The sequence below is a fragment of the Aeromonas sp. PI_26 genome, assembly GCF_027854445.1.
GTDB classification, from domain to species: Bacteria; Pseudomonadota; Gammaproteobacteria; order Enterobacterales; family Aeromonadaceae; genus Aeromonas; species Aeromonas veronii.
In genome coordinates this window covers 68131-81141 of the sequence record NZ_JAJNOE010000016.1, presented here as the reverse complement: position 1 = coordinate 81141, position 13011 = coordinate 68131, and the positions used below count along the sequence as shown (strand labels likewise).

Here is a 13011-nt window from a genome sequence, read left to right as displayed (position 1 = left end):
CTGCTACAACCAAAACAGCGGTTTCGATTAAAGGTAATAATATGGCGCAACAAGGCACTCTCTATATCATCTCTTCTCCGAGCGGCGCTGGTAAATCCAGTCTGCTCAATGCCTTGCTGACCAACCATAATCAAGCTGGCAAGATGCAGCTATCGGTTTCCCACACCACTCGCGCCACCCGCCCGGGCGAAGAGCACGGCGTGCACTACCACTTCGTTCAGGTGGAAGAGTTCAAGGCGCTGATCGAACGCGGTGATTTTCTGGAGTGGGCCGAAGTGTTCGGCAACTACTACGGCACCTCACGCGCCGCCATCGAAGCCTGTCTGGCCAAGGGGATCGACGTATTCCTCGACATCGACTGGCAGGGTGCCCGCCAGATCCGCGAGCAGATGCCGACCAAATCCATTTTCATCCTGCCCCCCAGCCGCGAAGAGCTGGAACGCCGCCTGATTGGGCGCGGTCAGGACAGCGCCGAAGTGATTGCCGGCCGGATGGCGAAAGCCATTGCCGAAATGGTGCACTACGACGAGTATGACTATGTCATTATCAATGAAGACTTCGAGCAGGCGCTGTTCCAGCTCAGGTCCATTATTGAGTGCCAACGGCTGGAGATGCGTCACCAGCAACAGGCTCAAAAAAACTTGCTGCAACAGCTACTGGCAGAGTAAGCCAAAAACAAGTAAACTTTTGCGTCATTTTTAAACACTGCTTTTCTAAATACAGAAAGCCCAAACACTGGAGTCCTGCATGGCACGCGTTACTGTAGAAGATGCTGTAAAACAGGTAGGTAACCGTTTTGACCTGGTGCTGGTCGCCGCGCGCCGCGCTCGTCAAATCGCGGTACAAGGCAAAGATCCCCTGGTCGACGAAGAGAACGACAAGCCGACTGTGATCGCCCTGCGTGAGATCGAGCTGGGTCTGGTGAACAATCAAGTGATGGACACCCAGGACCGCTACGAACAGCAAGAGCAGGAAGCCGCCGAGCTGGCTGCCGTTGCTGCCATCGCCGAAGGCCGCGGTTAAGTTATTCTTCCGGTTGGCACCCGCCCGGGTGCCGACTGTTCATCCCCATTTACAACCGCTCGAAAACCTCGCAAACTCAGGGCTATACCCTCAATTCCACGAATTGCCGTTTCACCGCTGCGGGGACTGTCTTGTATTTATTTGAAAACCTTAAAGAAATAGCCAGTTCCTACCTGCCGCCAGAGCAGGTTGAGAAGCTCAAGCAAGCCTATGTGGTGGCCCGTGATGCCCACCAGGGTCAGATGCGTTCCAGTGGCGAACCCTACATAACCCACCCTGTTGCCGTTGCCCGGATCCTGGGTGACATGCGCCTCGATCATGAAACCCTGATGGCCGCCGTGCTGCACGACGTCATCGAAGATACCTCGGTCACCAAGGCCGATCTGGCCGAACAGTTTGGCAATGCGGTTGCAGAACTGGTGGCCGGGGTCTCCAAGCTCGACAAGCTGAAGTTTCGCGATCGCAAAGAGGCGCAGGCCGAGAACTTCCGCAAGATGGTGATGGCGATGACCCAGGATATCCGGGTCATTCTGATCAAGCTGGCCGACCGCACCCACAATATGCGCACCCTGGGCTCGCTGCGCCCTGACAAGCGCCGCCGCATCGCACGGGAAACCCTCGAAATCTTCGCCCCCATCGCCAACCGCCTCGGTATTCACACCATGAAGAACGAGCTGGAAGAGCTGGGCTTCGAGGCGCTCTATCCGATGCGATCCCGCGTGTTGCGCGAATCGGTGCGCCGCGCCCGTGGCAATCGTCGCGAGATCATCGACTCCATCCAGAGCGAAATCAGCGGTCGCCTGAAAGAGGCGGGGATCGAGCATCAGGTCAGTGGCCGCGAGAAGAACCTCTTCTCCATCTACAACAAGATGGAGAAAAAAGAGCTGCAATTTCATGAGGTAATGGATATCTACGCCTTTCGGGTCAAGGTGAAGGACATAGATACCTGTTACCGGGTACTGGGGCAGATGCACAGCCTCTACAAACCGCGCCCCGGCCGCTTTAAGGATTACATCGCCATCCCCAAGACCAACGGCTACCAGTCGCTGCACACCTCTCTGGTGGGGCCGCACGGGGTACCGGTGGAGGTGCAAATTCGCACCGAGTTCATGGATCAGATGGCCGACAAAGGGGTTGCCGCCCACTGGGCCTACAAGCAGGATGGCGACAGTTCGGGCACCACTGCCCAGATCCGCGCCCAGCGCTGGATGCAGAGCCTGCTGGAATTGCAACAGAGCGCCGGCAGCTCGTTTGAATTTATCGAAGGGGTCAAAACCGACCTCTTCCCCGACGAAATCTACGTCTTTACCCCCGAAGGGCGCATCATGGAGCTGCCCGCTGGCGCAACGCCGGTGGACTTTGCCTACACGGTGCACACCGATATCGGCCACGCCTGCGTCGGTTCTCGGGTCGACCGCCACCCCTACCCGCTCAGCAGTCCGCTGCACTCGGGCCAGACGGTGGAGATCATCACTGCGCCGGGCGCCCGCCCCAACGCGGCCTGGCTCAACTTCGTGGTGACCACCAAGGCGCGCTCCAAGATCCGTCAGTTCCTCAAAAACCTGCGCACCGAAGAGTCGGTGGTGCTGGGTCGCCGCCTGCTCAACCATGCGCTGGGCGCCAAGAATATCGAAGACATCCCCGAGCCGCGCATCAAACAGGTGCTGGCCGATACCAAGCATGAGAACCTGCAGGGGCTGCTGGCCGATGTGGGCCTCGGCAACGCCATGAGCGTCATGGTGGCGCGCCGTATGCTGGGGGATGAACTGCCGCCGGAAGAACAGCCCAAAACCAGCAGCAAGAAGATGCCGATCAAGGGTGCCGACGGCATGCTGGTCACCTTCGCCAACTGCTGCCGTCCGATCCCGGGGGATGCCATCATCGCCCACATCAGCCCGGGCAAGGGTCTGGTGATCCACCAGGAAGCCTGCCGCAACATCAAGGGCTACAGCAAGGAGCCGGACAAGTACCTGCCGGTGCAGTGGGAAGTGGACAAGGAGCAGGAACAGGAGTTCCGCACCGGTATCAGCATCGAGATCGTCAACCATCAGGGTGCGCTGGCCGAGCTGGCCAACGTGATTGCCGCCACCGGCGCCAATATTCACGCCATCAGCACCGAAGAGAAGGATGGCCGGGTCTATCAGGTCAGCCTGCTCATCACCACCAAGAGCCGCATCCACCTGGCCAACATCATGCGCAAGATCCGCGTCATGCCCAACGTGCTCAAGGTGAGCCGACAGAAGAACTGAACACAGGCGGCGCAAGCCGCCTGCTGCTTTTATTGAGACAAGCCATGACCCCCGAACGCTTCAAGCGCATCACCGACATGCTGGCCCAGCGTCAGCTCGATTTGACCGTCTGTATGGAAGAGGTACACAAACCTCACAATCTGGCCGCCATCGTGCGTACCGCCGATGCCATCGGCATCCACCGGGTACACGCCGTCTGGCCCAAAACCTGGATCCACAAGCGCAAGGGCACCGCCCGCGGCAGCCAGAACTGGGTGGATGTAAAACTGCACCCGGATATCGGCACAGCCGTTGCCGAGCTGAAAGCTTCAGGCATGCAGATCCTGGCAACCCACCTCTCCGACAGCTCCGTCGATTTTCGCGCTATCGACTACACCAAACCGACCGCCATTCTGGTGGGTCAGGAGAAGCATGGCATCGGTGAGGAGGCGCTGGCACTGGCCGATCACCATATCGTCATCCCCATGGTGGGCATGGTGCAGTCCCTCAACGTCTCGGTGGCTGCTGCCGCCATCCTCTACGAAGCGCAGCGTCAGCGCGAGCTGGCCGGTTGCTATCAGCGCGGCTGCCCGCTCACTCCGGAGGAGCAGAACAGCATCCTGTTCGAGGGTGGATATCCCATCTATGCCCAGCTCTGCAAAGAGAAAGAGATGCCCTACCCCCAGCTCGGCCCGGCCGGTGAAATTCTGGCGGACGAAGAGTGGTGGCAACGGATGCAGCTGACCCGCAAAGGGTGGGCGCAGCAGAGCGAGCAGGACGATCCGCAGGAGGAGTGATGGAGAACCCTTTTGGCAGCTGGCTGGAATCGCAAATCATCCGGGATCACCTGACCAACCCGAACATAGAGGCCGGCGACTACAGCTACTACTCCGGCTACTACCACGGCAAGCCGTTCGAGGATCACTGCGTCCGTTACCTGCTCGGCGATGGCTCGACCCGCGACACCTGGGAGAGCGGCCTCTGGGGCGAGGTGGATCGGCTGATCATCGGCAAGTTCTGCTCCATCGGCTCGGGCGCCACCTTCGTGCTGGCGGGCAATCAGGGCCACCGGCTGGATTGGGTTTCCACCTTCCCGTTCAATCCCGACACCTTTGGCGAAGGGGCCCGCAGCGGCTTTCTGCGCAAGGGAGACACCCGGATTGGCAACGATGTCTGGATCGGCTCGGAAGCGATGATCATGCCCGGCATCACCATAGGTGATGGCGCCGTCATCGCCACCCGCGCCGTGGTAACCAGGGATGTGGCCCCTTACACCATAGTCGGCGGCAACCCGGCTCAGCCGATCCGCCGTCGTTTCAGCGATGAGCAGATCCTCATGCTGCAAGAGATGCAGTGGTGGGACTGGCCCCTGCCTCGCTTGCAAGCCTGCATGGCGCTGCTCTGCTCGGAGGATATCGCTGCCCTTTATCACCATTGGCAACAGGAGTGTGCCTGATGAAACCCCTCTCTCTTTCCCTGTTGGCCCTGACCCTGTTTTCTGCCGGAGCCCTTGCCGTGACCAATACCTATCAGCTCACCAGCGAAGCCGATGTACCCAGCCTCTACCAGCAAATCCTACCCGACTTCTGGCGCCAACATGCGGTTGAAGGGGAGTTCAAGGGCAAGGACGGGGTGACCATCCGCTATGCCGCGCTGCGGCAGGAGAAGGTTGATCGCGCCATCCTCATCGTCAATGGCCGGGTCGAAAGCTACCTCAAGTATCAGGAGCTGACGTGGGATCTCTGGCGTCAGGGCTACAGCCTCTATCTCATCGACCATCGCGGTCAGGGAATGTCTGGCCGGATGCTGAATGACCCGCAGAAGGGATATGTCGACCAATTCGACGATTATGTGCTCGATCTCAAGCAGTTTCACGACCAGATAATCATGGCGGACCAACCTGCCAAGCTGTTCCTGCTGGCCCACTCCATGGGCGGTGCCATCTCGGCCCGCTATCTGGAGCGCTGGCCCGATGATATCAAGGCGGCCGTGCTCTCCTCCCCCATGCTGGGCATCAATCTCGGCGGTCTGCCCAAGTGGCTGGCCAAGGGATTGGCGAGCACCATAGGCACGGTCGGCGGTTGGATTGGTGAGCCTCCCTACGGCCCCGGTCAGGGAGCCTATCAGGATCACGGTTTTACCGATAACGAACTGACTCACAGCCAGCCCCGCTATCAAGCCTTCCGCCAAATCTACGAACAGCACCCGCAGATCAAGCTGGGTGGCGCGACCGCCCACTGGATTTATCAGGGGATCACCGGTGCCGATGCCGCCATCGCCGATGCGGGCGCCATCAAAACCCCGCTGCTGGTGCTGCAGGCTGGCAACGACAGCGTGGTGGACAATGCCGCACAGGATCGCTTCTGCACCATTGCCAAGTGCGAAGGGGGCAAACCACTGCGCATCGAGGGTGCCTGGCACGAGCTGTTTATCGAATCCGATGACAAGCGCCAGCCCGCCCTGACCGCGATGGTCGACTTTTTCGCCCGCTTCTGAGCTGGCTATTTTTTGTAACCCTAAATAAATGGGGTGACAGTGTGGGCTAAGGTAAACTGCCCCTGTTTTCAATCGATGCCGAGGTAATGATGTTCAAGGTAGTTGTATCCGATCTCGATGGCACTCTGCTCAACAAGCAGCACCAGATCTCTCCCCGTACCCGGGATACCCTGCACCGCCTGGTAGAACAAGGTGTGAAATTCGTGGTCGCCACCGGCCGTCATCACGTTGACGTACGCAGCTTCCGCGATGCGCTGGGGATGGACATCTACCTCATTACTTCCAATGGCGCCGTGGTCCATGACAAACAGGACCAGCTGATTTTCAACCAGCCGCTGCCGACCGAGATCGCCGCCGAACTGATTGCGCTGGAGCGCGACTCCTCTATCCACCTCAATGTCTATCAGGGTGATGACTGGGTGGTGGAAGAGGAGCTGCCCTGGCTGCTGCAGTTCCACGACGAGTCAGGGTTCACCTACCGTCTGGTCGATGACCTGAAACAGGAACCGAAAGAGCAGATCAACAAGGTGTTCTACATCGGCGACCACGAGAAGCTGCTGAAGATCGAGGCACACCTCAACCAGCGCTATGGCGACCAGCTCAACGTCACCTTCTCATTGCCGGACTGCCTCGAAGTGATGCACGCCGGGGTGCATAAGGGCAATGCGGTGCGTGCCGTGCTGGAGCAGAACGGGTTCGATATGTCGGAGGCGATCGCCTTCGGCGATGGCATGAACGACTTCGAGATGTTGACCATGGTGGGACGCGGCATCGTGATGGGCAACGCCCATGACCGCCTGAAAATGGCGCTGCCGGAGTATGAGCAGACCCTCACCTCTGACGAAGATGGCGTCGCCGTCTATCTGGAGAAGCTGTTCGAGCTGGAGAGCGTCAGCGCAGCCTGATCCTCTTCATCCCGACATTCGATTCAACAAAGCCTCACCATGTGAGGCTTTGTTTTTTCAGTGTTTCCAGCCAGGGATTGGGCCGCTGCCAGCTGAAGCTCTGGTTCGCCCCGCCGTAGCATTCAGCCAGCCGCAGCGGCGTGCCGGGGGTATGACGTCGCCCGGCCACATCGAGGCAGCGGGAGACCTTGCTATTGAACAGCCTGTCTTTCTGCCACTCCCACTGCGCCTGACCGTCACAGGGTGCCAGCATCACTTCGCTGTCGTTTTTGGCTTGCAAACAGAGATCCTGCAGGCGCAACTCACCCAGATCCCATTCGAACAGTTGATCGTCTTTTCCGCTGCAAGGTTGTGCCAACACCTTCTGCTGGGACACCGCAACGCAAAAATCACCGCTGGTCAGCAAGGGGGAGAGAGAACGCTCCTCCTGCGGTTGTGATGCAATGGAGCCCATCATCACATCGGTGGATGGCGGCTTGATGGTACAGCCCCCTAGCAGCAAGGCAGCCAGCATGGCGGGGGAGTAAGCAAAGGAAATTTTGTTATTCATGGAAAAATGCCTGAAATGGGCCGATGACATCCGGTTGTCAGTGACTCGAGGCTGAAGCATAACCGAAAGGCAGGGCGCGCTGCCCAAATAGAGTGTAAACAGACGTAACAGGGAGAGAGTACTGGCCCAGCGGAGGCCAGAAAGCAAAAAACCCCGCCTAAGCGAGGTTTTTCTAAATGTGGTCGGTGATAAAGGATTCGAACCTTTGACCCTCTGGTCCCAAACCAGATGCGCTACCGGACTGCGCTAATCACCGAGGCTATTTCTTTCAAAATAGTTTACTTCAAAAAAAGAAAGACGACCTGATGGTCATCCTCGTCATACAGCAAGTATGGTGCGAAGAGAGGGACTCGAACCCTCACACCCGGGGGGCACTAACACCTGAAGCTAGCGCGTCTACCAATTCCGCCACCTTCGCGTACCTGACAAGCTGTAAAATGGGGTGGCTGATGGGGCTCGAACCCACGACAACCGGAATCACAATCCGGGACTCTACCAACTGAGCTACAGCCACCACAGCTGTTTTCGTTCCACAACAACGCCCGTTTAACCGACGCACTTTTGATGGTGCGCCCGACAGGATTCGAACCTGTGACCTCTGCCTCCGGAGGGCAGCGCTCTATCCAGCTGAGCTACGGGCGCTACGCTGTCGAACGGGGCGCATTATTAATGATGGTTGCTGGTTTGTCTACACTTTTCTGTCACCGAAACACTGTTCGTTGTTTTTTCAAGCACATTGCGCACTTTTCTTCCACTATTCCCCTGCAGCCAGCCGAAAAGGGGCAGATCGCAGTCGCAAATCGCCTTGCTGCCTTGACTTGATTTGATGCCCATCTAGAATGAATGAACGTTCATTCAATCGAAAGTCACACTGATGATTCTGGATAAAAAAGAGAGCATCTTCAACGCGGCCCATGAGGTGCTGGGTGAACGGGGTTTTCATGGTCTGTCGATTGCGGAAGTCGCCAAGAAGGCCAATGTTGCCACCGGCACCATTTATCGCTACTTCGGCGACAAGGATGATCTGATCCGGCAACTGCACCAGCACACTATCTTGCAGTGTGTGCCCATGGTCATGGCCGATGTAGCAATCGATAAAGTTTCATTTCAACAATTTCGCCAATTATGGCTCAATATTCATGCCATTTTTGTTAACGAACCCAACGCTATCCGGTGCAAATTGCAGTACGAGAGCTCTCCGCTAGGGGCAGAATTGGAGACCAATCCTGTCATTCTGGCAGCCTGGGAGCCTCTGGACCGATTTTTTGAACAGGGCGTTGAACAAGGATTGTTTATTGATTTACCGATACGGGCACTCCAGGTGTTGAGTCTGGACAGTGTCATGCATCTGGCCCTGCAGTGCAGGGTGCACAACATCACGCTGACCGAATCGCAGTTGGAAACCGCGATCCGGGCCAGCTGGAATGCCATTTTATCCCCCAATCTTTCCACCTCAGGAGCCTGTTCATGAAAAAGTGGATGGCCATTATGTTGCTGATAGCGATCGCCTTGTTTGGCAGCGTCATCGGCTTCAATTTGTTCAAACAGAAGATGATTGCCCAGTACATGGCCAACCGGCCGGAACCCGAGTTCCCCGTCACCGCCATGGTGACCAAGGCACAGGATTGGGTACCGACCATCGAAGCGATCGGCTTCATCGAGCCGAATCAGGGGGTGACCCTCTCCACCGAACTGGCAGGCACTATTGATGCCATCACCTTCGAGTCGGGCAAACCGGTCAAGGCTGACCAGCTGCTGCTGAGCCTGGACTCCACCGTGGAGCGGGCCAATCTGCGCGCCTCCCAGGCCAAGCTGCCGGCGGCAAAAGCCAAGTTCGATCGTTTCCAGAACCTCTACAAGACCAGCTCCATCTCCAAAGAGCAGCTGGATGAAGCCGAAGCGGCCTATCGCTCGCTGGAAGCAGATATCGAGAGTCTGAAGGCGACCATTGCCCGTCGTGAAGTCCGTGCGCCCTTTAGCGGCGTGGTCGGCCTGCGCAATGTGTTCCTCGGTCAGTATCTGCAGCCGGGCACAGATATCGTGCGCCTGGAAGATACCAGCGTGATGCGCCTGCGCTTCACCGTGCCCCAGACCGATATCTCCAAAATCAAGCTGGGCCAGACCATCAAGATCAATGTGGATGCCTATCCGCAAACCCAGTTTGATGGTCACATCACCGCCATCGAACCTGCGGTCAACTTCCAGAGCGGCCTGATCCAGGTACAGGCAGACATTCCGAACAACGACGGTCAGCTCCGTTCCGGTATGTTCGCCCGCGCCAGCATCATTCTGCCGACGGTGAAAGATCAGATCGTGATCCCGCAAACCGCTATCTCCTTCACCCTTTACGGTCAGAACGTCTACGTGCTCAAAGAGGGCGAAGAGACCGACAAAGAGGGTAACAAGGTGAAAGTGCTGCGAGCCAAGCAGGTTGTGGTCAAGGCCGGTGAGCGCCGTGGCAACGATGTGCATGTGCTCTCCGGCATCCAGGCCGGTGACCAGATCGTACTGTCGGGTCAGGTTCGCCTGAGCAACGACACCAAGGTGCATGTGGTCGAGAACGACGCCCTGGCCGTTCCGGCACAAACCCCGATGCTGTAAGCGCGGAGATCTGCGATGCGATTTACTGACATATTTATAAAACGGCCTGTGCTGGCGATCTCGCTCAGCTTCCTGATCGCCTTGCTGGGCTTTCAGGCCATCTTCAAGATGCAGGTACGGGAATACCCCGAGGTGACCAACACGGTGATCACCGTCAGCACTGGCTACTATGGCGCCAGTTCTGATCTGATCCAGGGGTTCATCACCCAGCCGCTGGAACAGGCGGTCGCGCAAGCCGACAACATCGACTTCATGACCTCCTCCAGCCAGCTGGGCAGCTCCACCATCACTGCGTACATGAAGCTCAACACCGACCCCAACGCCGCGCTGTCCGACATCCTGGCGAAGGTGAACTCGGTGCGATCCCAGTTGCCGAAAGAGGCGGAAGACCCGTCGGTCACCTCCTCCACCGGTTCAACCACGGCGGTGCTCTACCTCGGCTTTACCAGCCCGGAGCTCAACTCCAGCCAGATCACCGACTATCTGGAGCGGGTTATCAAGCCGCAGCTCTTTACCGTGGGCGGGGTCTCCAAGGTTGACCTCTACGGCGGTGTCGAGTTTGCCCTGCGGGTATGGCTGGATCCGGCCAAGATGGCGGCCTTCAACCTGACTGCCAGTGACGTGATGACGGTGCTCAACAGCAACAACTATCAGTCCGCGACAGGTCAGGCGACCGGTTACTTTACCCTGTTCAACGGCAACGCCGAGACCCAGGTCAAGGATGTCGACGAACTGAAGCGTCTGGTCGTTGCTACCCGTGACGGCAAGGTGATCCGCCTTTCCGACATTGCCAAGGTGACCCTCGAGAAGAGCCACGATATCTATCGCGCCAGCGCCAACGGACGCGAAGCCGTGGTCATGGCGGTCAACGCCGCGCCGACAGCCAACCCCATCAACATCGCCCACGATGTGCTGGCGTTGCTGCCGAGCCTTGAGCGCAACATGCCGAGCACCATGCGTCTCAACGTGATGTATGACTCCACCGTGGCGATCAACGAATCCATCCACGAGGTTATCAAGACCATCCTGGAGGCAGCCGCCATCGTTCTGGTGGTCATCACCCTGTTCCTCGGTTCGTTCCGCGCGGTCATCATCCCGATCATCACCATTCCGCTCAGTCTTATCGGCGTAGTGATGATGATGGATATGTTCGGCTTCTCGATAAACCTGATGACCCTGCTGGCGATGGTGCTGGCGATCGGTCTGGTGGTGGATGACGCCATCGTGGTGCTGGAGAACGTCGACCGTCATATCAAGGAGGGGGAAGAACCGTTCCGGGCTGCCATTATCGGTACCCGTGAAATTGCGGTGCCGGTTATCGCCATGACGGTCACCCTGGCGGCGGTATACGCGCCTATCGCCCTGATGGGGGGCATCACCGGCTCTCTGTTCAAAGAGTTTGCCCTGACGCTGGCCGGTGCCGTGTTCGTCTCGGGCATCATCGCCCTGACTCTGTCACCGATGATGTGTTCCAAGATGCTCAAGGCCAACGAGCAACCGGGCAAGTTCGAGAGCACAGTCCACCACCTGCTGGAGCGGATGACCGATCGCTACGACAGCATGCTGCACGCCGTGATGAAAAAGCGCCCCGTCATCGTGGTGTTCGCCGTCATCGTCTTCGCCAGCCTGCCGCTGCTGTTCAAGTTCATCCCGAGCGAACTGGCACCGTCAGAGGACAAGGGGGTCATGGCCGTGCTGGGTACCGCACCGTCCAACGCCAACCTGGACTACATCGAAAACACCATGGCGGATGTGAACAAGATCCTGGACGACCAGCCCGAGATCGCCTTCTCCCAGGTCTTCTCCGGGGTGTTCAACGCCAACCAGGCGTTCGGTATCGCCTCCATGGTGCCCTGGAGCCAGCGTGAAGCGAGCCAGAAAGAGGTGCTGGATCGGGTCGCCAATCTGGTGAAAGACATCCCGGGTATGGCCATCACCACCTTCCAATTCCCGGAACTGCCGGGTGCATCGAGTGGTCTGCCGATCCAGTTCGTCATCACCACCCCGAACAGCTTCGAAAGCCTGTTCCTGGTGGCCGGGGAAATTCTGGCAGCGGCGCAGAGTAACGGTCAGTTCGTCTATTCGGATCTCGATCTGAACTACGACTCCGCCACCATGAAGATCCGCATCGACAAGGACAAGGCGGGTGCCTACGGCATCACCATGCAGGATATCGGTATCACCATGGGCACCATGATGGCGGACGGTTACGTCAACCGTATCGACCTGGATGGCCGCTCCTACGAGGTGATCCCGCAGGTCGAGCGCAAATACCGTCTCAATCCGGAGTCCATCAAGGGCTACTACGTGCGGGCCGCAGATGGCAAGTCGATCCCGCTCGGCAGCCTGATCACCATTGAAGTGGTTGGCGAGCCCCGTGCCCTGCCCCACTTCAACCAGCTGAACTCCGCCACCATAGGCGCTGTTCCGGCTCCGGGCGTGGCCATGGGTGATGCGATCAACTGGTTCCAGACCACCGCTGACGAGAAGCTGCCGCAAGGCTATCGTTACGACTTCATGGGTGAAGCCCGTCAGTTCGTCACCGAAGGCAATGCGCTCTATGCCACCTTCGCGCTGGCACTTGCCATCATCTTCCTGGTGCTGGCAATCCAGTTCGAGTCGGTGCGTGACCCGCTGGTCATCATGGTCTCTGTACCGCTCGCCATCAGCGGGGCCTTGATTGCCTTGGCTTGGGGACTGGCGACCATGAACATCTACTCCCAGGTGGGCCTCATCACCCTGGTGGGTCTGATTACCAAGCACGGCATCCTGATCTGTGAAGTAGCGAAGGAAGAGCAGCTGCTGCGCGGCATGAACCGGATGGAAGCCGTGATGCAAGCCGCCAAGGTGCGTCTGCGTCCGATCCTGATGACCACCGCCGCCATGATTGCCGGTCTGATCCCGCTGCTCTACGCCGCAGGCGCCGGTGCAGCACAACGGTTCAGCATCGGTATCGTCATCGTGGCAGGCCTTGCCATCGGTACCCTGTTCACCCTGTTCGTACTGCCGGTGATCTACACCTATCTGGCTTCCGAGCACAAACCCTTGCCGGTATTCGATGAAACCATTCCGCCCAAGGCAAACGGCGGACACTGATCATCAATCACTTGCCAAGGCCCCGATACGGGGCCTTTTTTATGGTTCGCAGGAAAGACGACATAAGTCCATGAAGCAGTTAAACTAAAAAACACAACATCCAGACCGCAAG

The 13011-nt window shown here is 58.2% G+C and carries 11 protein-coding genes and 4 tRNA genes; 10 read left to right on the top strand and 5 right to left on the bottom strand.

Annotation, left to right across the window (positions count from 1 at the left end):
- The first annotated feature begins 41 nt into the window (after positions 1–41).
- The 7 genes from gmk to LRL22_RS16315 all read left to right on the top strand — a co-directional run bounded on the left by gmk (position 42) and on the right by LRL22_RS16315 (position 6652).
- A complete protein-coding gene (gene gmk, locus LRL22_RS16345) occupies positions 42–668 on the top strand; it encodes a guanylate kinase (RefSeq protein ID WP_005339253.1) in 627 nt (208 codons plus the stop codon).
- A 79-nt stretch (positions 669–747) separates the two neighbouring features.
- Positions 748–1023: a DNA-directed RNA polymerase subunit omega gene (gene rpoZ, locus LRL22_RS16340; RefSeq protein ID WP_005307060.1), complete on the top strand. Its 276-nt coding sequence runs from the start codon at positions 748–750 to the stop codon at positions 1021–1023.
- Between the two features lie 131 nt (positions 1024–1154).
- A complete protein-coding gene (gene spoT / locus LRL22_RS16335; RefSeq protein WP_005339255.1) occupies positions 1155–3272 on the top strand; it encodes a bifunctional GTP diphosphokinase/guanosine-3',5'-bis pyrophosphate 3'-pyrophosphohydrolase in 2118 nt (705 codons plus the stop codon).
- 44 nt (positions 3273–3316) lie between these two features.
- Positions 3317–4048, top strand: coding sequence for a tRNA (guanosine(18)-2'-O)-methyltransferase TrmH (gene trmH, locus LRL22_RS16330; protein ID WP_159162642.1), 732 nt, complete (start codon positions 3317–3319; stop codon positions 4046–4048).
- On the top strand, positions 4048–4707 hold the full coding sequence (locus LRL22_RS16325; protein ID WP_266135177.1) for a CatB-related O-acetyltransferase: 660 nt from the start codon (positions 4048–4050) through the stop codon (positions 4705–4707). Before trmH ends, LRL22_RS16325 begins: the two co-directional genes overlap by 1 nt.
- Complete coding sequence (locus tag LRL22_RS16320; RefSeq protein ID WP_270905881.1) at positions 4707–5747, top strand: alpha/beta fold hydrolase; 1041 nt, start codon at positions 4707–4709, stop codon at positions 5745–5747. Before LRL22_RS16325 ends, LRL22_RS16320 begins: the two co-directional genes overlap by 1 nt.
- Before the next feature lie 89 nt (positions 5748–5836).
- On the top strand, positions 5837–6652 hold the full coding sequence (locus LRL22_RS16315; RefSeq protein WP_181223383.1) for a Cof-type HAD-IIB family hydrolase: 816 nt from the start codon (positions 5837–5839) through the stop codon (positions 6650–6652).
- A 34-nt stretch (positions 6653–6686) separates the two neighbouring features.
- On the opposite strand, the gene LRL22_RS16310 is transcribed toward LRL22_RS16315, so the two are convergent.
- The 5 genes from LRL22_RS16310 to LRL22_RS16290 form a co-directional block, all read right to left on the bottom strand.
- Positions 6687–7202, bottom strand: coding sequence for a ricin-type beta-trefoil lectin domain protein (locus tag LRL22_RS16310; RefSeq protein WP_042054371.1), 516 nt, complete (start codon positions 7200–7202; stop codon positions 6687–6689).
- Positions 7203–7381: 179 nt separating this feature from the next.
- A tRNA-Pro gene (locus LRL22_RS16305) sits at positions 7382–7458 on the bottom strand.
- A 76-nt stretch (positions 7459–7534) separates the two neighbouring features.
- Positions 7535–7620: transfer RNA gene (locus LRL22_RS16300), tRNA-Leu, on the bottom strand.
- Positions 7621–7640: 20 nt separating this feature from the next.
- Positions 7641–7716, bottom strand: a tRNA-His gene (locus tag LRL22_RS16295).
- A 51-nt stretch (positions 7717–7767) separates the two neighbouring features.
- Positions 7768–7844: transfer RNA gene (locus tag LRL22_RS16290), tRNA-Arg, on the bottom strand.
- A gap of 232 nt (positions 7845–8076) precedes the next feature.
- On the opposite strand from LRL22_RS16290, the gene LRL22_RS16285 reads away from it, so the two are divergent.
- The 3 genes from LRL22_RS16285 to LRL22_RS16275 are packed head-to-tail and all read left to right on the top strand — an operon-like array spanning position 8077 to position 12899.
- Positions 8077–8673, top strand: a complete 597-nt coding sequence (locus tag LRL22_RS16285; RefSeq protein WP_005339267.1) for a TetR/AcrR family transcriptional regulator — start codon at positions 8077–8079, stop codon at positions 8671–8673.
- Positions 8670–9803 carry an efflux RND transporter periplasmic adaptor subunit gene (locus LRL22_RS16280; RefSeq protein ID WP_005355753.1) on the top strand — a complete coding sequence of 378 codons (1134 nt, stop codon included), beginning with the start codon at positions 8670–8672 and terminating at the stop codon, positions 9801–9803. The genes LRL22_RS16285 and LRL22_RS16280 overlap by 4 nt, the downstream gene beginning before the upstream one ends.
- A 15-nt stretch (positions 9804–9818) precedes the next feature.
- Positions 9819–12899, top strand: coding sequence for a multidrug efflux RND transporter permease subunit (locus tag LRL22_RS16275; RefSeq protein WP_042054370.1), 3081 nt, complete (start codon positions 9819–9821; stop codon positions 12897–12899).
- Positions 12900–13011 lie beyond the last annotated feature (112 nt).